Annotated in this window: 19 protein-coding genes; 12 read left to right on the top strand and 7 right to left on the bottom strand. The window is 58.7% G+C overall.

Going from position 1 to position 18598, the window contains the following annotated elements; translation table 11 throughout:
* Positions 1-2: 2 nt before the first annotated feature.
* The 4 genes from QN399_RS04370 to QN399_RS04355 all read left to right on the top strand — a co-directional run bounded on the left by QN399_RS04370 (position 3) and on the right by QN399_RS04355 (position 3948).
* Complete coding sequence (locus QN399_RS04370; protein ID WP_322177618.1) at positions 3-539, top strand: GNAT family N-acetyltransferase; 537 nt, start codon at positions 3-5, stop codon at positions 537-539.
* On the top strand, positions 536-844 hold the full coding sequence (locus QN399_RS04365) for an urease subunit beta (RefSeq protein ID WP_322177617.1): 309 nt from the start codon (positions 536-538) through the stop codon (positions 842-844). Before QN399_RS04370 ends, QN399_RS04365 begins: the two co-directional genes overlap by 4 nt.
* Positions 845-993: 149 nt before the next feature.
* Complete coding sequence (ureC, locus tag QN399_RS04360) at positions 994-2694, top strand: urease subunit alpha (protein WP_330200598.1); 1701 nt, start codon at positions 994-996, stop codon at positions 2692-2694.
* A gap of 129 nt (positions 2695-2823) precedes the next feature.
* Positions 2824-3948, top strand: a complete 1125-nt coding sequence (locus QN399_RS04355; RefSeq protein WP_330200597.1) for a HAMP domain-containing sensor histidine kinase — start codon at positions 2824-2826, stop codon at positions 3946-3948.
* Between the two features lie 103 nt (positions 3949-4051).
* Here the strand turns inward: QN399_RS04355 and QN399_RS04350 are convergent, their stop codons facing one another.
* On the bottom strand, positions 4052-4357 hold the full coding sequence (locus tag QN399_RS04350) for a chaperone modulator CbpM (RefSeq protein ID WP_322177614.1): 306 nt from the start codon (positions 4355-4357) through the stop codon (positions 4052-4054).
* Positions 4358-4359: 2 nt separating this feature from the next.
* Positions 4360-5304 (bottom strand): curved DNA-binding protein, encoded by a 945-nt coding sequence (gene cbpA, locus QN399_RS04345; protein ID WP_322177613.1) that lies wholly within the window; start codon positions 5302-5304, stop codon positions 4360-4362.
* A gap of 329 nt (positions 5305-5633) precedes the next feature.
* Between cbpA and QN399_RS04340 the strand changes: the two genes are divergently transcribed.
* Entirely contained in the window at positions 5634-6899 is a 1266-nt protein-coding gene (locus QN399_RS04340) for an Hsp70 family protein (protein WP_322177612.1), read from the top strand.
* Positions 6900-6993: 94 nt separating this feature from the next.
* Here QN399_RS04340 and QN399_RS04335 read toward each other — a convergent pair whose 3' ends face one another.
* The 3 genes from QN399_RS04335 to QN399_RS04325 all read right to left on the bottom strand — a co-directional run bounded on the left by QN399_RS04335 (position 6994) and on the right by QN399_RS04325 (position 9368).
* Complete coding sequence (locus tag QN399_RS04335; RefSeq protein ID WP_322177611.1) at positions 6994-8004, bottom strand: hypothetical protein; 1011 nt, start codon at positions 8002-8004, stop codon at positions 6994-6996.
* 191 nt (positions 8005-8195) lie between these two features.
* The gene (locus tag QN399_RS04330) at positions 8196-8495 is read right to left on the bottom strand and encodes a PsiF family protein (protein WP_322177610.1); all 300 of its coding nucleotides are present in this window, start codon (positions 8493-8495) and stop codon (positions 8196-8198) included.
* Positions 8496-8582: 87 nt separating this feature from the next.
* Positions 8583-9368, bottom strand: coding sequence for a helix-turn-helix transcriptional regulator (locus QN399_RS04325; protein WP_322277989.1), 786 nt, complete (start codon positions 9366-9368; stop codon positions 8583-8585).
* Between the two features lie 95 nt (positions 9369-9463).
* Between QN399_RS04325 and QN399_RS04320 the strand changes: the two genes are divergently transcribed.
* Complete coding sequence (locus QN399_RS04320; RefSeq protein WP_322177608.1) at positions 9464-10351, top strand: DMT family transporter; 888 nt, start codon at positions 9464-9466, stop codon at positions 10349-10351.
* On the opposite strand, the gene QN399_RS04315 is transcribed toward QN399_RS04320, so the two are convergent.
* On the bottom strand, positions 10346-11236 hold the full coding sequence (locus tag QN399_RS04315) for a triacylglycerol lipase (RefSeq protein ID WP_322177607.1): 891 nt from the start codon (positions 11234-11236) through the stop codon (positions 10346-10348). The two genes, QN399_RS04320 and QN399_RS04315, sit on opposite strands and share 6 nt — an antisense overlap.
* Positions 11237-11469: 233 nt before the next feature.
* On the opposite strand from QN399_RS04315, the gene QN399_RS04310 reads away from it, so the two are divergent.
* Positions 11470-12006 (top strand): bacterioferritin, encoded by a 537-nt coding sequence (locus tag QN399_RS04310; RefSeq protein WP_219062474.1) that lies wholly within the window; start codon positions 11470-11472, stop codon positions 12004-12006.
* Between the two features lie 256 nt (positions 12007-12262).
* Here QN399_RS04310 and QN399_RS04305 read toward each other — a convergent pair whose 3' ends face one another.
* Positions 12263-14329 carry an AsmA family protein gene (locus QN399_RS04305; RefSeq protein ID WP_322177606.1) on the bottom strand — a complete coding sequence of 689 codons (2067 nt, stop codon included), beginning with the start codon at positions 14327-14329 and terminating at the stop codon, positions 12263-12265.
* 311 nt (positions 14330-14640) lie between these two features.
* Here QN399_RS04305 and QN399_RS04300 point away from each other — a divergent pair, with 311 nt between their 5' ends.
* The 5 genes from QN399_RS04300 (at position 14641) to QN399_RS04280 (ending at position 18561) form a co-directional block, all read left to right on the top strand.
* On the top strand, positions 14641-15273 hold the full coding sequence (locus QN399_RS04300) for a TetR family transcriptional regulator (RefSeq protein ID WP_322177605.1): 633 nt from the start codon (positions 14641-14643) through the stop codon (positions 15271-15273).
* Between the two features lie 161 nt (positions 15274-15434).
* Entirely contained in the window at positions 15435-15935 is a 501-nt protein-coding gene (gene ureE, locus QN399_RS04295) for an urease accessory protein UreE (protein WP_322277986.1), read from the top strand.
* A complete protein-coding gene (locus QN399_RS04290) occupies positions 15932-16606 on the top strand; it encodes an urease accessory UreF family protein (protein ID WP_322177603.1) in 675 nt (224 codons plus the stop codon). Before ureE ends, QN399_RS04290 begins: the two co-directional genes overlap by 4 nt.
* 43 nt (positions 16607-16649) lie before the next feature.
* A complete protein-coding gene (gene ureG / locus QN399_RS04285; protein WP_322177602.1) occupies positions 16650-17267 on the top strand; it encodes an urease accessory protein UreG in 618 nt (205 codons plus the stop codon).
* A 154-nt stretch (positions 17268-17421) separates the two neighbouring features.
* Positions 17422-18561: an AGE family epimerase/isomerase gene (locus QN399_RS04280; RefSeq protein ID WP_322177601.1), complete on the top strand. Its 1140-nt coding sequence runs from the start codon at positions 17422-17424 to the stop codon at positions 18559-18561.
* Positions 18562-18598 lie beyond the last annotated feature (37 nt).

The following is an 18598-nucleotide window of genomic DNA, read 5'->3' as shown; positions in this document are numbered from 1 at the left end:
CCATGAACGCCGCCCAGTTACGACGCGTCACTGCCGAAAGCTTTGCCCACTATCGCCAAGGTCTGGTCGAGTTGCTGCTGGACGCCGTCAAGCAAGGCGCATCGGTGGGGTTCATGGCCAATCTCTCGGCCAGTGAGGCCTACACCTATTTCGACGGGGTGCGTGCAGCGCTGGAAAAAGGCAACTTACTGCTGTGGGCAGTCGTTCAGGAAGAGCAGGTGCTGGCCAGCGTGCAACTGTCGCTGTGCGAGAAACAGAACGGCCTGAATCGCGCCGAAGTACAAAAACTGCTGGTGCTCAGCGTCGCGCAACGGCGAGGGTTGGGCGGACAGTTGATGGGGGCAGTCGAGTTGGCGGCGCACCAACACAAGCGCGGTCTGCTGTACCTGGAAACCGAGTCCGGTTCGCCTGCTGAAAACTTCTATCGCTCGTTGGGCTACACCTGCGCCGGCAAGTTGCCCGATTACGCGTGCAACCCCGACGGTGAATACAAAGCGACAGCCATTTATTACAAAACTCTGGCGAGGAAGACCGAATGATCCCTGGCGAATACCAGATCCAGCCCGGCGATATCGAACTCAATGCCGGCCGTCGCACGATCAACCTGAACGTCGCCAACAGCGGTGACCGGCCCATTCAGGTGGGCTCGCACTATCACTTTTTCGAAACCAACGACGCCCTGACCTTCGACCGGATGGCCAGCCGTGGCATGCGCCTGAACATCCCCGCTGGCACCGCCGTGCGCTTCGAGCCCGGCCAGTCGCGGGATGTGGAGCTGGTCGACCTGGCCGGCCACCGCCGGGTGTTCGGCTTTGCCGGTCGGGTCATGGGTGAGTTGGATTGAAATGATTCATTTCGCCAGACCGACATTTTTCATCTGAACGGACGCCTTCGCGGACAAGCCCACTCCCACAATGGATTGCGTTTCACCTGTAGGAGCGGACTTGTCCGCGAAGAGGCCGGTACAGGCACCGAACGAACCAAGGGATCGCCATGAAGATTTCCAGACAAGCCTACGCCGACATGTTCGGCCCCACCGTTGGCGACCGCGTGCGGCTGGCCGATACCGAGCTGTGGATCGAAGTCGAGAAAGATTTCACCACCTATGGGGAGGAAGTGAAGTTTGGCGGAGGCAAAGTCATTCGTGACGGCATGGGCCAGGGCCAATTGCTGGCGGCCGAGGTCGTCGATACCTTGATTACCAACGCCCTGATCATCGACCACTGGGGCATCGTCAAAGCAGATGTTGGCCTGAAGAACGGACGCATTGCCGCCATCGGCAAAGCCGGCAATCCGGATATCCAGCCTGACGTCACCATCGCGGTCGGCGCCAGCACCGAAGTGATTGCTGGCGAAGGCATGATCCTGACTGCCGGTGGCGTCGACACCCATATCCACTTCATCTGCCCGCAGCAGATCGAAGAAGCCTTGATGAGCGGCGTGACCACCATGATTGGCGGCGGCACCGGCCCGGCCACGGGCACCAATGCGACCACGGTCACCCCAGGGCCGTGGCATCTGGCGCGCATGCTGCAAGCTGCCGATGCCTTCCCGATGAACATCGGTTTCACCGGCAAGGGCAATGTCAGCCTGCCCGAACCCCTGATCGAGCAAGTCAAGGCCGGGGCCATTGGCCTCAAGCTGCACGAAGACTGGGGCACCACGCCGGCCGCCATCGACAACTGCCTGAGCGTGGCCGATCAATACGATGTGCAGGTGGCGATCCACACCGACACGCTCAACGAATCCGGCTTTGTGGAAACCACGTTGGCCGCGTTCAAGGGCCGCACCATTCACACCTATCACACCGAAGGCGCGGGTGGCGGCCATGCCCCGGACATCATCAAGGCCTGCGGCTTTGCGAATGTATTGCCCAGTTCGACCAACCCGACCCGTCCGTTCACCAAAAACACCATCGACGAACACCTGGACATGCTGATGGTTTGCCATCACCTGGACCCGAGTATTGCCGAAGACGTGGCGTTCGCCGAAAGCCGCATCCGCCGCGAAACCATCGCCGCGGAGGACATCCTGCACGACCTCGGCGCGTTCTCGATGATCAGCTCCGACAGCCAGGCCATGGGCCGCGTCGGCGAAGTGATCATGCGCACCTGGCAAACCGCCGACAAAATGAAGAAGCAGCGCGGCCCGCTGCCTGAAGACGGCCCCGGCAACGACAACTTCCGCGCCAAACGTTACATCGCCAAATACACCATCAACCCGGCGATTACCCACGGCATCAGCCATGAAGTGGGCTCGATCGAAGTGGGTAAATGGGCCGATCTGGTGCTGTGGCGTCCTGCGTTCTTCGGGGTAAAACCCAGCCTGATTCTGAAAGGTGGCGCCATCGCCGCCAGCCTGATGGGCGATGCCAACGCCTCGATTCCGACGCCGCAGCCCGTGCATTACCGACCTATGTTCGCCAGTTACGGTGGCTCGCTGCACGCCACCAGCCTGACCTTCATCAGCCAGGCGGCGCTTGATGCCGGGATCCCCGAATCACTGGGCCTGAAAAAGAAAATCAGCGTGGTAAAGGGCTGTCGCAACGTAAAAAAAACCGATCTTATCCACAATGACTACCTGCCAAAAATCGACGTCGATCCACAGACGTATCAGGTCAAGGCCGATGGCGTGTTGTTGTGGTGCGAACCCGCTGCAGTGTTGCCCATGGCACAACGGTACTTTCTATTCTGATGCCGTTGGTTTCGATGCGGCCTGTTTTGAAGCGTTAACAGGCCGCCCGGAACCTGGCAGTGCTTGAAACGAGACAAAGACGCTAAGATGCGCCACCTCATTTATAGCTGCCCAGCAAGGTAACCGGCCATGCGCCTCTCTGAATTCATCGTCCAACAGGTTGACCGTATAGTCGATGAGTGGGAAAAGTTCGCAAAAACCATAAAGCCTGCAGCCGACTCGATGAACCGAATCGAGCTACGTGACCACGCCAAAACGATTCTGCTGGCGGCCGCCCGGGACATGACCACCTCGCAGACTGCAAGCGAACAGGCGGCCAAAGCGAAAGGCGAAGGCCCGGAAAAATCCCCGACACTGGATCAGGCAGCCGCCAGCCATGGCGAGTTGCGTCATAACGTAGGCTTTGATTTAGTGCAGATGACGTCTGAATTTCGTCATTTGCGTGCCAGCGTGATTCGATTATGGGTCGCCAGTCTGGAGTCGCCAGATCTGACGTACTTTCAAGACATGATTCGCTTCAACGAAGCCATCGATGAAGCGCTGGCCGAGTCCACCGCGGCCTATGCCGAGCAAGTGACACGCTCACGGGATATCTTCCTGGCGATTCTGGGACATGATCTGCGCACGCCTTTGCAAGCGGTCAGCATGTCCACAGAACTGCTGGCGCGTAAGCTCGACCTCGATGAAAGCGCGCAGGCTTATGTGGCACGCATTAAAGGTGGCACCCGGCACATGGGGGCGATGGTTCGGGATTTACTCGAGTTCGTGCGCAGCCGTCTGGGTGCCAGCTTGCCGGTCGAGCGTAAGCCCATGGACATGGCCAGCGCCTGTCGCGAGGCCATCGCAGAAGCCTGCGCCGGTCAGCCGCACTGCGATCCAAGTCTTGTGGTCAGCGGTGATACCCACGGTGAATGGGATCGCGGGCGCATCGATCAATTGCTGCAAAACCTGATTGGCAATGCGCTACAGCACGGCTCCAACAACCGCAAAATCAGCCTGACCCTCACTGCCGATGAGCACGACGTTACCCTGCTCATGCACAACTTCGGCGAGCCTATTGCGGAGGATGCGATCGCAACGATTTTCGACCCGCTGGTACGCAGCGCCAGCGAAGTCGTCGGCCAACCATCGACCAGCCTTGGGCTGGGGCTGTTTATCGTCAGGGAAGTGGTCAATGCCCATCAGGGCAGTATCAAGGTCACGTCGAACAGTGACGATGGCACGACGTTTACGGTGACTTTACCGAAGCATTGAGTGCCTGATTGAGCGCTTCGCCAACACGTTGGCTCCTACAGTGGGAACGTGAACTACTGTAGGAACATCCGGGCCGCACAGCCTCGTTGGCGAGAGTTCCAGACTACTCCAGCAAAAACCGCCCCAAGCGCTGCTTGAGCATGCGGTTCTCGGCCCGTAAAAGCTCGACTTCGTCCAACAGATCCAGCGCCACAGCCACCCCTTGCCATTCCAGATCCAAGTCACGCTGCAATTTCAGCGCTCGCTTGGCGACCGCCAGGGCGTGGGCGTCGAACAACCAGTCATCCGGCTTTTGCCCCTGAGGTTCGAGGATGCCGTGTTCGACGATTTCGATCACGTAGGCAGCCGGTATCTCGGTTACCTGACAGAATTCCTTCATATCCAGCTCTACGATCAGGGTGCTGCTCATGATCAGTTACTCCATTGGACCCGCGGATCAAAGGCGGCTTTTTCAGCCAGGCTTTGCCAAATCGCCTTGGTTTCTTCGTCAGAAAACGTGGGCATGACGACTTTAAGCTGGGCGTAGAGATCACCCCGCAGCCCCTTTTTGTCGACCAAACCATTGCCTTTGACGCGTAAGCGCTGACCGCTCTGGCTGTCCGGCCGGATGGTCAGGTGGATCTTGCCAGTCAGGGTCGGCACCGCGACTTTGGCACCCAGAGCAGCTTCCCATGGGGTCAACGGTACGGTGATGATCAGGTCATGACCTTCGACATCGAACAACGGATGAGGTGCCAGACGGATGATCAGGTACAGATCACCGTTGGCCGCACCGCCCACACCCGGCGCGCCCTGCCCTTTTAGGCGGATACGCTCACCGTCGGCGACACCGGCCGGGATTTTCACGTTCAGGGTCTTGGTGATGTCCGGCATACGCTGGCCGTCAGCGCTGTGTTGCGCGACCTTGAAGCTGACCTGTTTCGATTCGGTCGACAGGGTTTCTTCAAGGAAGATCGGAAGTTCCATCTCTACATCCTGTCCACGGCGACCGGCGCTGTGCGCACGGCCTTGCTGAGCCCGACCACCAAAGATCGAGCTGAAAAAGTCTGAAAAATCGCCCCCGGCTTCATCCCCGAAACCACCTTGAGGCGCACCACGACCCTGCCACCCAGGCGGCCCCTGGAATGGACGGCCCTGCTGGCCGTACTTGCGCAGGTCATCGTATTCGGCGCGTTTCTCCGCGCTTTTGAGGACTTCATAAGCCTCTGAAGCCTCTTTGAACTTGGCTTCTGCGCCCACTTCTTTGCTGACATCAGGGTGATACTTGCGCGCCATTTTGCGGTACGCGGTCTTGATCGCCTTGTCGTCCGCCGTCGGCTCTACGCCAAGAATCTTGTAGTAGTCTTTGAAGTCCATCTAACGGTCACCCTCCCCAAATTTATTCAGCTTAGCCCCGAAACGCCCATGCTCTGCGCATAGCATCCTCTCATTCGGCGCGTTTGGATCGATTAACGTTGCAAGCTTAGCGGCTGACGAGCGGACTCCCGTGATGAGTTCAGCTTATAAACCGCTCAGGCGCCAGGCAATACCCGCAAGATTGGGGGCAAGTGCGGCCAGTTCAAGCCTTGCGCACGGATCGATCCTCAAAATCAGCATTTAACTGCATCTAACCGACGTTTGCCCTACGCATCTGCGGTGCGCTGACATACACTGCGCGGCCGTTTTTTAACTGGAACATGGAACACATGAAAAACGAATCTCCAGCCCGTGCCTGCGGTATCGACTTCGGCACGTCCAACTCCACTGTCGGCTGGCTGCGCCCTGGCATGGAATCGCTTATCGCGCTGGAAGACAACAAAATTACATTGCCTTCGGTGGTGTTCTTCAACATGGAAGAACGCCGCCCGGTGTATGGCCGTCTGGCACTGCACGAGTACCTGGACGGCTATGAAGGCCGCCTGATGCGCTCGCTGAAAAGCCTGTTGGGCTCCAAACTGATCAAACACGACACCAGCGTTCTGGGCACGGCCATGCCGTTCAAGGACCTGTTGGGGTTGTTTATCGGTGAGCTGAAAAAACGCGCCGAGGTCACCGCCGACCGCGCGTTCGATGAAGTGGTACTGGGCCGCCCGGTGCATTTTGTCGATGACGACGCCGCCGCCGACCAGGAAGCCGAAGACACCCTGGTGGAAGTCGCCCACAAGATTGGCTTCAAGGAAGTCTCCTTCCAGTACGAACCCATCGCAGCGGCGTTCGACTACGAGTCGACCATCGAGCGCGAAGAATTGGTATTGATCGTCGACATTGGCGGTGGTACCTCGGACTTCTCGTTGGTACGCCTGTCGCCGGACCGGCGCTTCATCGCCGACCGTCACGACGACATTCTCGCCACCGGCGGCGTACACGTCGGCGGGACTGATTTCGACAAGCAACTGAGCCTGCAAGGCGTGATGCCGCTGTTCGGTTACGGCAGCCGGATGAAGAGTCAGGCCTACATGCCCACCAGCCACCACATGAACCTGGCGACCTGGCACACCATCAATGCCGTGTACTCGCAGAAATCCCAGCTGGCGTTAGGCAGCATGCGTTACGACATCGAGGACACCAGCGGCATCGACCGCCTGTTCAAGCTGATCGAGCAGCGCGCCGGGCATTGGCTGGCGATGGAAGTGGAAGAAACCAAGATCCAGCTGACCCACGAAGAAAGCCGCCATCTTGCGCTGGACCGGATTCAGCCTGGCTTGAGCGTGGAACTGAGCCGGGCGTTGTTCGAGTCAGCCATCGGCGCATTGCTGACGCGGGTGCGCAACAGCGTGTCGAAGCTGCTTAATGATGCGGGCGTGAGTGTCGATCAGGTTGATACGGTGTTCTTCACCGGCGGCTCGAGCGGCATTCCGGCGTTGCGCAACAGCGTCTCGGCCATGCTGCCCAACGCCCGCCATGTGGAAGGCAACATCTTCGGCAGCATCGGCAGCGGCTTGGCGATCGAAGCCAAGAAGCGCTACGGCTGATTCAGTCAGACAGTTGGCTCACACAGAAGATCGCATGCTTCTGTGGGAGTGAACTCATTCGCAAATGGCCCGAAACGGTCGATCTGATACCGCGCTAAACCAGCCCGACACCCCTCAACTCACTTTTCAAATACGCGTAATAAATCGGCCCGGCCACAACGCCGGGCAGGCCGAAGGCTGCTTCAAAGATCAGCATCGCCAGTAACAATTCCCACGATTTGGCACTGATCTGGCCGCCGACGATCCGCGCGTTGAGGAAGTACTCGAGCTTGTGGATCACGATCAGATAACCCAGTGCCGCTGCGGCCACCCAGATCGACAGCGACATACCGACAATGAAGATCAGCGTGTTGGACATCAGATTCCCCACCACCGGCAGCAGGCCAAGCAGGAAGGTGAGGATGATCAGCGTTTTGGTCAGCGGCAGGTGAACCCCGAACAACGGCATGACCACCGCCAGAAAGATCCCGGTAAACGCGGTGTTCAGCAGGGAAATCTTGATCTGCGCGAAAACGATATTACGAAAGGCCTGACTCAAAAAACTCAGACGATCGAACAGCGCCGCCGCCAGCGGTTTGCGCTTGTGAACGTCGCTCACCTGCTGCAAGGCGATGATCGCCCCCAACACCATACCGATCAGCAGCGTGACAAACATGTGCGCCGCGCCCTTGCCTAGCAGCTGTAACTCGCCCACATGCTTCGCCAGCCAGGCACCCAGCGACACACGGAACTCGGCGGCGCTGGCGGGCAGATAACTGTCGATGAACGGTGGCAGTTGCCCGCGAGCGCGGTCCACCAGAATCATGAATTTATCCAGCGATGCGCCAGGATTTTCTGCTTCGTGCAGCAAGAAACTGATCGCGCCTGCAAACAGCAAGGCCAGCACACTGACCACCAGCGTGCCCAGCAACGCCACCGCCAGCCAGCGCGCACGATCTCCTGCAATCAGACGCTGCAGCTTCGGTGTGAGCATGTTGACCAGCTCGTACACCAGCAACCCAGCCAATAGACTCGGTAGCAGTTTGAACGGCAAGACCAGTAACAAACCGCAAAAAATGATGATCCAACTGGCCAACAACACGTGACGCGGAGAAAACGTTGGCATGACAGCCCCAAAACGAACGGCTCGAAAAGGTGGGCAGTCTGCCAGCGTTCGGGGTCGAGGACCAGCGATCCGATAGCCGTGCCGATGATCAGCCGACCACGCCGGCGATGACGACCCGAATCAAGGCCGGCAATCGCAGGTTTAAATGCGCTGGACGTACCGCTGTGCCTGTCATGGCAGCCGGTTGTCGATTATTTTTTGAGACACTGGCTCATGAATGCTTTGCGCTCATCACCCTTCAGCGCTTTCGCCTGAGGATCGGCATTGCAGTCTTTCATTTTCTGTTGCTGAGGCGTGACCGCCTTGGCTGCCGGTGCGGGTGACGCCTTCAGGCAATTGCTCATGAACGCTTTGCGCTCATCGCCCTTTAGGGTTTTCGCCTGGGGGTCCGCATTGCACGCGGCCATCTTGTTCTGTTGTTCTGTGGCGGCGAATCCTTGGGCACACATCAACACACCCACGATCAGCAAAGGTATATGCAGCATCTTCATGGAGTTTTCTCCTGATTACCGCACCGGGCAGCACGGTTCGCGTTGAAGTGTAGCCAACGCTCCGCCATGTGTTACGGCATCTGTCTATCAGGCTTTTTTTGCCTGCCGCCGATACTGCTCGGGCGTACATCCGGCCAGACGCTGGAACATCGAGATAAACGCCGAGGCACTGCTGTAGCCCATATCGAAAGCGATTTCCTGCACAGAGCGACGTCCTTCCAGCGCCTCGATGGCCGCCAGAAATCGCATGCGCTGACGCCAGTCACCGAAGCTCATCCCCAGCTCGCGCAGGCACAAGCGCGCTAATGTCCGTTCACTGACATGCACCTCACGCGCCCACTCGACCAAGGGCCTATTATCCCCGGGATCGGCCTGCAAGGCCTGGAGCACGCTGTGCAGCCCTGGGCTTTGTGCATAAGGCAGATAACGCGTTTGCACCTGCGCCACGCGCAATTGATCGACCACCACTTGCGCCAACCGGATATCAGCTTCGCGCTCAGGGATTTTCACGTCCCGTTCCGCAAAGTCATTGAGGATCGCTTTGAGAATATCGCTGATCACCAGCGTGCACGGCTCGCTCGGTAAACTGGCGCAATGTTCGAGGGCGAGATAGACCGAGCGATAAACGATAGCCTGGCGGTTGTAGCAACTGTGTTCGGTAGTGGGGGGTATCCACACGGCATAGTGCGGTGGCGAGATAAAGCGCTGCCCGGCGATATCCAGTTCCATCACCCCATGGGCGACAAAGTTGAGCTGGCCCCAGGCGTGGCTGTGCGACGCACTGTGAGTGTCAGCGCCGAACTCGTCGTGACGCAGGTAAACCGGGGACGGCAGCCCGGAAAAGTCTGGAATGCTTAAAAGCTTGTTGTTCATGCTGTCTGTATTCAAGGGGATATTGTCTGAAACAGAGTATAGCCATCGATCCAGACAGGGGATAATCCAGCCTCATTTCTGTTGTGGTTGTCCTCATGCAATACCTGTATCCGTTATTGGCCATTTTGATCTGGGCCGGCAATACCGTCGTCAACAAATTGGCCGTGGGGGTGATCTTCCCCGCCGAGATCGGTTTCTATCGCTGGGTGCTGGCCGGGATCCTGTTCACGCCCTTCATGCTCAAACCAGTGCTGAGCAACTGGACGATGATAAAACCCAACCTGGGGAAAGTTTTCATCCTCGGCGTGCTCGGCATGGCGGTGTATCAAAGCCTGGCGTACTTCGCCGCGACCCTGACCTCGGCCACCAACATGGGGATCATTCTGTCGCTGATGCCGATGATGGCCCTGACGCTGTCGATCACCAGTCTCGGTAATCGCCTGACCGCAGGGGCGCTGGTGGGTGCGGTGCTGTCGTTTGGCGGGGTCTTGGTGGTGATTTCAGCGGGCAACCTGAGTACCTTGATCGAGCAGGGTGTGAACATGGGCGACGCAATGATGCTGGTCGCGACCCTGGCGTATGCGGTCTACAGCACGCTGCTCAAAAAGTGGCAATTGCGCATGCCGCCCCTGCAACTGCTGTACCTGCAAGTGTTGGTGGCGATTATTGTTCTGCTGCCGCTGTTTATACTGTCGCCCAAAGCAGGGCTGAGCCCGAGCAATATCCCTTTGATTTTGTATGCCTGCATTCCGACCTCGATGCTGGCCCCGCTGATGTGGATGCACGCCATCAGCCGTCTGGGCCCGAGTCGCACGACGTTATTTTTCAACCTGTTGCCGATCATCACCGCACTGATTGCCGCTGCAGTGCTGGGCGAACGTCTGGCCCTGTATCACTTGCTCGGTGGTGCGCTGACGCTGGGCGGCGTGGTGCTGGCGGAACGCTGGAAAACACCCTTGCGGGCCCCATCAGCAGCCTTATAGCCCTGCAGCTTTGAGACGCTCGGCATGCTCGGTGAACAACCGCACCGGATCAGCCCCCTTGCCCACCAGCCCGAGTGTCTGGTTAACGATGTCGAAATGGTCGAGCGGATAGTCATCGCCGATGACCGTCCCCAGGTGCGAACTGAAACGCCCGACCATACCGTCGCAATGCCCGCGTTCTCGGGTAAAGGTCCGGGCAAACAGGCGGCAGGTGACGTTGGTACCGTCCAGACGATTACGTCCGCGATCACTGCGCCCTGGCTGCAACGTGCCAGACCACGAGTAATAACGCACACCGTTGACCGACTCTTCGCCCTGCCCGCCCCACGTCTCGGGCAAGCCTTGCGGGCAGCGGCGGTTGAACAGCGACACGCCTTCGGTGGTCAGCGATTGGTGAGACGCATCGACATCGGTCGGCAACTTCGGCCCGCGATAGCCGGTCTCCAACAGGCGCATCAGCCCGGCCATCAGGCGCATGACGCCGTTGAGCAAGCGTCGTCGGACCGTGCCGGGAGGGAAGCTTCGTCCCAGGTAATCCGCCAGCTCCGAGCCATGGTTGGGGCCCGCGACCGAGGTCACGGACGCCACCAGATCCGGGCGTTTCGCTGCGGCGTAGCGACTGGTCAGTGCGCCCTGACTATGGCCAATCAGGTTGACCTTGGCCGCTCCCGTTTCGCGCAGTATTCGCTCGATCTGTTGCAGCAATTGTTCGCCGCACACTTCTGTGGAATTGACTGCAGACACCCTCACCGGGAAGACCTTGGCCCCACCCTGCCGCAACCTCGACACGATCCCGAACCAGTAGGGGTACACCACCACCCGGACAAACCCTAATAAACCCGGAACCATCACCAGCGGATAACGCGTCGCCAACTCTTGCGTCATAAACCCGGATCCTTTGCAGAGAGGACTTCAACCTTAACGGTACCTGCGCAATGCGGGCTCACTGTCTCGTGTCCAATTGAAACTGGCAATGGACCAATCACCCCCATCTCAATAAAACTTTCTCGTTGTTCATCACTCTCAACTACGTACCGATCACGCCGGAGTACCCATTTGAAGGTTTTAACGGGCAGCTCTCGAAAGCGAGACGGAAACCGGATTAGCCCTGGAGATTGATGATGAGCAACGAGCAGCAATTATCAGATGTGAGCAGCTTGCGCCAACGTGCGCGCGTGAATGTGGAAAACGGTGCCGTAACCGAGGGTTACAGCGCTGACCGTGAAACCGTATTGCGTTTGCTCAACGAGTCACTGGCCACAGAACTGGTGTGCATCCTGCGCTACAAGCGCCACTACTACATGGCCAAAGGCCTGAAAGCTAACGTCGCGGCCACCGAGTTCCTCGAGCACGCTCAGCAAGAGGCCGAGCATGCGGACCTGCTGGCGGAGCGGATCGTACAGTTGGGCGGCGAACCGGAATTCAATCCCGACACCCTGTCGAAAAACTCCCACGCACAGTACGTCGCCGGCAACACGCTTAAGGAAATGGTCTACGAGGACCTGGTCGCCGAGCGGATCGCCATCGACAGCTATCGCGAAATCATTCAATACATCGGCGAACAGGACCCGACCACCCGGCGTATTTTCGAAGTGATCCTTGCTCAGGAAGAAGAGCACGCCGATGACATGGCGGATATTTTGAAAGATTTGTAAGCGTCCCCCGGCTCCCACGGTAAAGTAGGTGATTTACTTCGTGGGAGCTGACTTGTCTGCGAATCGGCTGCGCAGCAGTCGCAAAATGGTTGAATTCACCACTTCAGGAAGGTCGTGCCGAGTCGAGCGCACCCCGGTTTCTTCGCAGACAAGTCAGCTCCCACTCCCTCTGGGCAGAATCGAGACTCAGTCTGCTGCGCGACAGCGCGGCGTCGGAGACCGGGCGGCATCCACCAGAGAATGCGATCTGTCTAATTCACTTCACCGTCTTCGGTGCCTTGCCCGCTTTCATCTGTTCCAGCAACGGTGCGCATTGATTCGGTTCGCCTCCGCTAGGCGCCACCAGGGCGAGCAAACCGGCAGCGGGTCCCATGACCGCCCCCAACAGCACCATCCCCGCCCCTCTTAATAGCAGCGGCCCGGTCTCAACACCGGCGTCAGGCTTGGCGAACGGCCCGCGGACATACAGGGGCGAACGCAACGAAAACACGCGCATGCCCTTGGATTCCGGATTGATCTTCAGATCCAGCTGCTCGCTGCGGAAGTTCGCCGTGCCATCGATGTAGACGATCGCGTTCTCGGTGTCGAACACGAACAACCGGGTTGTGGCGAGGCCGTTCTTGATCCCCAGATCAGCTGCGGCACAATTGATCTTCACTGTCTGGTCGCCAAACATCTTGCCGACCACATAGTTGCCGACGTTGAGCCCGGCGATCTCCATCAACCCACGGCTGATGGCGCCGTCGTTGACCAACATTTTCAGATCACCATTGGACGTTCCCAGCAACGCGGCTATCGAATTGCCGCGCCCGCTGATGTCTGCGTCACCATTCAGCTCGCCGAAGCTGGTTTTCATGGGCTCGAATGTCGGAAAAAGCTGCTTGAGTTTGAAGTTACGCGCGGTGAGCTTCGCCCGCCCTTGCAGCGGCGTGGCACGTCCGTCCAGACGAATGTCCGCGTCCAGCTTGCCGCCCGCCACGCCAAAGCGCAGGGGTTGCAGGCTCAACTGGCCGTCGTCGAGCACCACGTGGGTGTACAGGTCAGTGAACGGCAAGTCTGTGCTCTGGACAATTTTCTTACCGGTGAACTCGACGTCGGCATCCATATCGCGCCAGCGCTCGGTGCGGAACGCTTCAACGGGTAGCACCTTGCCTACAGGTTGCTTGCTGTCGCCCCCGCGCTTTTTCTGCGCGGCATTGGAGTCGGCACCAATCAATGGCGCCAGATCGGCCAGCAGTAACTGGTTGGACACAAGGGTCCCGGTCAGCTTCGGACGCGGCTGGCTGGCGGCATAACCGAGATCACCCTGGATATCGCTGTTGCCGATCTTGCCGTTGAAGCCCTCGTACCGAAACGACGCGCCCTCGGGCTCATGCAGTTTGGCAACCAGATGACCGTCGGTGGCATAGGCTGGCGAGTCCGGCAACGTGACACCGGTCAGCGGGTACAGGTTAGCCAGGCTGCTGCCCGCGAGCTTCAGGCGCAGGTCCAGCGCACCCAGGTTTTGCGGGTCGGTCAGGGTGCCGGCAACCGCAATATGGGTGTCGGCAATCTGCAGATCGGCTTGCAGCGGGAAAGGTTGTGTTGCGTCTTTGAGCGCCAGCAACCCACCGACTTTGCCGGTGCCACTGAGTTTCTGGCCGTGATACTGCCCTTTGACCGTCAGGCCAAAGGTGTAATCCTGCGGCACGACGCCCTGATCGTGGATTTTTTTCGCCTGGCCACTGCCGACGATATCGCTAAACGGGATGGGTTTGCCCAACAGATCAATGACCAGTTCGACTTGCGTTTTGAGGCGCTGGTCATTGAGACTGACCAGTCCTTTATCAAAGCCAATCGTACCGATGTCGATCACCCACTTCGAAGGCTCGGCGTTTGCGTCGACCTTGGGCAAGTCGAAGGTCCAGTTGGCGCGGCCATCGGCCAGGCGTTCCAGCTTCGCATCGGGCCCGGTTAAATCGATTCGCGGGATCACAACCTGTTGAAGCAACAACGGCAGGAGTGCCAAACGAAACTCAACACGCTTGAGGATGACCATCTGCGGACTTTTCGACCAGTCCGGATTGCCTAGCGTCAGGTCTTCAGCGACGAAATGCGGCCACGGCAACCAGGCGCGCCAACCGCCTTGGTCAGGTTCACGCTGCCATTGCACCGCGAGATTGCCATTGATTGCAAAGGGTCGATGCAGGGCCTCAGAGACTTTTTCGTTGAGGGTCGGTTTGATTCGGTTCCAATCGAACGTCGCAATCACAATGCCCAGAACGGCCAACAACACCAACAGCGTGGCACTAATACCGCTAAAAATTTTACTGCCGCGCGTCATTGCACGATTCTCCTGATAGCGGTAACACGCCCACATATGTAGGGACGCGCCTCCGAACGACTTTGCTGTTCGACTGGAAAAAGCCGCTCAGGTTTGGTCAACGTGGCAAATAAGCTGAATTCGATTCGATGACGTCAACGCCAGTCTGCTCACTCAGCCGAGCACTGAAGGCGGTTCTGATCGTTTAGCCGGCTCACTGTCAGCGGATTCCTGCTGTTGACTGATATTCACTTTTGCAGCGGTCGATTCGACGCATGCGAAGTTCATTTGATAGAGTGCCGAGCAGTCTCCTTTCAGATATCTGCTGCCCCATGCTGCTCCGCGCCGAACAGAAACAACAAACCCGTCACGCCTTGCTCGACGCCGCTCGCAGCTTGATGGAGAGCGGCCGAGGATTCGGCAGCCTGAGCCTGCGTGAAGTGGCCAAAGCAGCGGGCATCGTGCCGACCGGATTCTACCGGCATTTCGAGGACATGGATCAACTGGGCCTGACCTTGGTCTGCGAAGTGGGCGAAACCTTTCGCGAAACCATTCGGCTGGTGCGGCACAACACCTTCGTGGCGACCGGGATCATTGACGCGTCGGTGAAAATCTTTCTCGAGGTGGTTGCCGCCAACCGCTCACAGTTTCTGTTTCTGGCCCGCGAACAATATGGGGGCTCGCTTCAAGTGCGTCAGGCGCTGGGCGCCCTGCGTGAAGGCATCAGCGCTGACCTCGCCACTGACTTGGCGGGGATGCCAAAATTGCGACACCTCAACCCTGATGACCTGTCTGTCATGGCCGATCTGGTGGTGAAAAGCGTCTTCGCCATGCTCCCAGAGCTGATCGACCCACCCGCCGAGAACCTTGCCGAACACCTGACGCCTAGAGCTAAAATCACCCAGCAGTTGCGCTTCATCTTTATCGGCGCCAACCATTGGCAAGGGCTTGGCAGTACCGAGTGACCCGCAATAGCGCCCCAATCAGTGCTACGCACCAATAGGGTGCCCCTCTGCGTGCTATCTGCACGCAGATGCAGCACTCTCTGTCAGCAAACCCCCACACGATCACTGTTGGCAAGCACCTTGCTCTGCCTACTGCATCGCACTTAGCTGGAAGCACTCTGATGCTGGTGATTCATCGAAGAATCGATCCTCAAGCCACATGGGCTGCCGAGCTGCATTTGAATTTCGAGGCGCGCAGTAAAAGCCGCCTGCGTTGCTTCAGTGCCGAGGGTGAAGACGTTGGGCTATTTCTCGAGCGCGGTCAGCCGCCCCTGCGCGACGGTGAGTGCCTGCAAGCCGAGGACGGGCGCATCGTTCGCGTGTGCGCCCGGCCTGAACGACTGCTGCACGTTACCTGTTCCAACGCTTATGAGCTGACCCGCGCCGCGTATCACCTAGGTAATCGACATGTCGCCCTGCAAGTAGGCGATGGCTGGTTGCGCCTGCTTGATGACTATGTACTCAAGGCCATGCTCGACCAGCTCGGCGCAACCACCGAATCCATTGAGGCCCCGTTCCAACCCGAGCATGGCGCTTATGGTGGCGGCCATCACCATTCGCGAGCGGGCGAAGAAGAGTTTAATTACCCGCCACGCATGCACCAATTTGGCGTGCGTACGTGAACAACGCCTGGGCGCTGCTGCGTCTGGCCAGTCCGCAGCTGCCGATTGGCGGTTACAGCTATTCGCAAGGTCTGGAAATGGCGGTCGAGCAAGCGTTGGTCGCCGACTCCGGCAGCGCTCGACGCTGGATAGGCGATCAACTGTTGCTCAATCTGGCGCGTTTCGAAGCGCCATTATTGCTGGCCCACTGCACCGCAGCGGCACAGGACGATTGGGGCCAATTATTCCAGCTGAGCCAGGAACACCGCGCCAGTCGGGAAACCCGCGAGTTCTATCAGGAAAGCCGGCAGATGGGCTATTCCCTGCAACAGCTGCTCAACGGTCTGCCTGAACTGGATCAACCGGCCCGGGCGTTCCTTGTGCAACTGCCAGAGGTGCACTTCGCATTAGGCTGGGCCTTGGCTGCCCGTGCCTGGCAAATCAGCCCGCAAGACGCCTTGGCCGCGTGGTTATGGAGCTGGCTGGAAAACCAACTGGCCGTGCTGATGAAAACCCTGCCGATGGGCCAGCAAGCTGCGCAACGCCTGACCAGCGAGCTGTTGCCCTTGCTGCAACAGGCCCAACAACAGGCCGCCACAACCGAGCCCCGACATTACGGCAGCGCCGCCTTCGGCCTCTCGCTGGCGAGCATGGCCCATGAACGTCAATACAGCCGACTGTTTCGGTCCTGATCTTTTTTTGTGAAGAGCCTTGTAGCGCTCAATGGAGAACATTATGAACAGCCAACCCCTGCGTGTCGGCATCGGTGGCCCGGTCGGTTCCGGCAAGACTGCCCTGACTCTGGCCCTGTGCCTGGCCCTGCGCGACCGTTACAACCTGGCCGTGGTCACCAACGATATCTACACCCGTGAAGACGCCGACTTTCTGGTACGCAATGAAGCCCTCGCGCCCGAGCGGATCATCGGCGTCGAAACAGGCGGCTGCCCACACACAGCCATTCGCGAAGATGCCTCGATCAATCTGGAAGCGGTGGATCAGTTGAACCGACGCTTTCCGGGACTGGACCTGATCATCGTCGAATCCGGTGGCGATAACCTGTCCGCCACCTTCAGCCCCGAGCTGTCGGACCTGACCCTCTATGTGATCGACGTCTCGGCCGGCGACAAACTGCCACGCAAGGGCGGCCCCGGTATCTGCAAGTCGGATTTACTGGTGATCAACAAGGTCGACCTCGCCCCGCTGGTAGGCGCATCGCTGGAAATAATGGACCGCGACACGAAAAAGATGCGCGGTGATAAACCCTTCGTCTTCAGCAACCAGAAAACCGGCTTGGGTCTTGAGCAGATCATTGCCTTCATCGAGCGCCAGGGCCTGTTGACTCAGGTGGCGTGATCTGACGCGCATGAGTTGGCACTTTCGCGAATCCCCCCACAGATCGCCTATTTTTTTGTGGGGGCGAATTTATTCGCGAATGGGTCAACACGGTGTGCCCAATACACCGTTGCGTTACCATGTCGCGCAAACGCCCTAGCCGTGACGCCAGCCGATGCCCGATGTTTCCAGCTCTGCCTCCAAGCCTGAATTGACCCCTGTATTCGCTGCCGTGCAGCTACATTTCCAGCAGGTAATCGTGCCGCTCTGGCTAGGTTCTGGCTGGAATGCGGCGCTGGCGCTGCCCTATGAGGCCGTGGACGCCGATCATCAGCCGTTGCCTCCCAAGCGCTATCGCGCCATGGCGTGTGCACGGCAGTTGTATCTGTTCTCCAGCCTGATCGATCAACCCTCGACGCCGGATGCACGTGTCCATGCCGCAGCGCTGTTCCGCTCTTTGCAGCAGCATTTCCATGATGCCGAATACGGTGGCTGGTTTTACAGCATCGATCCACAAGGTGGGCCTCTGGATCGGTGCAAAGACCTGTACACCCACGCGTTCATCATTTTCGCCTGCGCTCATTACTGGGCCAAAGTGCGCGATCCGCTGGTCGAATCGGTACTCAATGCTGCCCTGAACGTGGTGGCCGAGCGCTTCACCAATGGCGACGGGCTATACGAAGCCTGTCTCGGTCAGGATTGGTCGTTCCTCGACAGTGGTCCACTGCAGAACCCATTGATGCATCTGGCCGAGGCCTTCCTCGCCACGGTGTCAGTGCGCGAAGACCTGCCCACTCAAGCAGCATTGGCCGCGTTGGTCGCCGCGATGCAGCAGCGATTCATCGACCCGGTGCACGGCGTAATACTGGAAAAACCGACGGAGGCTGTGAATAACTGGTTCGAACCGGGGCATCAGTTCGAATGGTTTTTCTTGCTGGAGTCCTCACCACTGCTGCGCAACAGTCCCCTGCACGCATCGCTGAGCCGAGCGTTCGCATTTACCGAGCAACATGGCGTCGACCTGCAAACAGGTGCGGTCAAGGCAATGCTGGAAGTGAACGGCGCGGTGCGCGATGGCACCCAGCGAATCTGGGCGCAGGCCGAATACCTGCGGGCATTGACCTTGCGGCCTGACAGCGATGCATTACTGGCGCGCCAACTGGTGGCCCTGCAACAACGCTTTCTGCACCCGGCAGGCTGGCATGAATGCCTGGATGCCGATGGCAAGGTCAGCCGCAACGATATGCCGTCGACCACGCCCTATCACCTGGCGACCTGCTACAGCGGATTGGCTGAGTATTTCGGCCAACCCTGACACCGCCTTCTCTGGCAAAGAATCTGTAGATTCCGTC

It is taken from the genome of Pseudomonas sp. 10C3, assembly GCF_036346185.1.
Lineage (GTDB): Bacteria > Pseudomonadota > Gammaproteobacteria > Pseudomonadales > Pseudomonadaceae > Aquipseudomonas.
The sequence above is the reverse complement of the archived record's forward strand: the minus strand, read 5'-3'. Positions and strand labels throughout refer to the sequence as shown.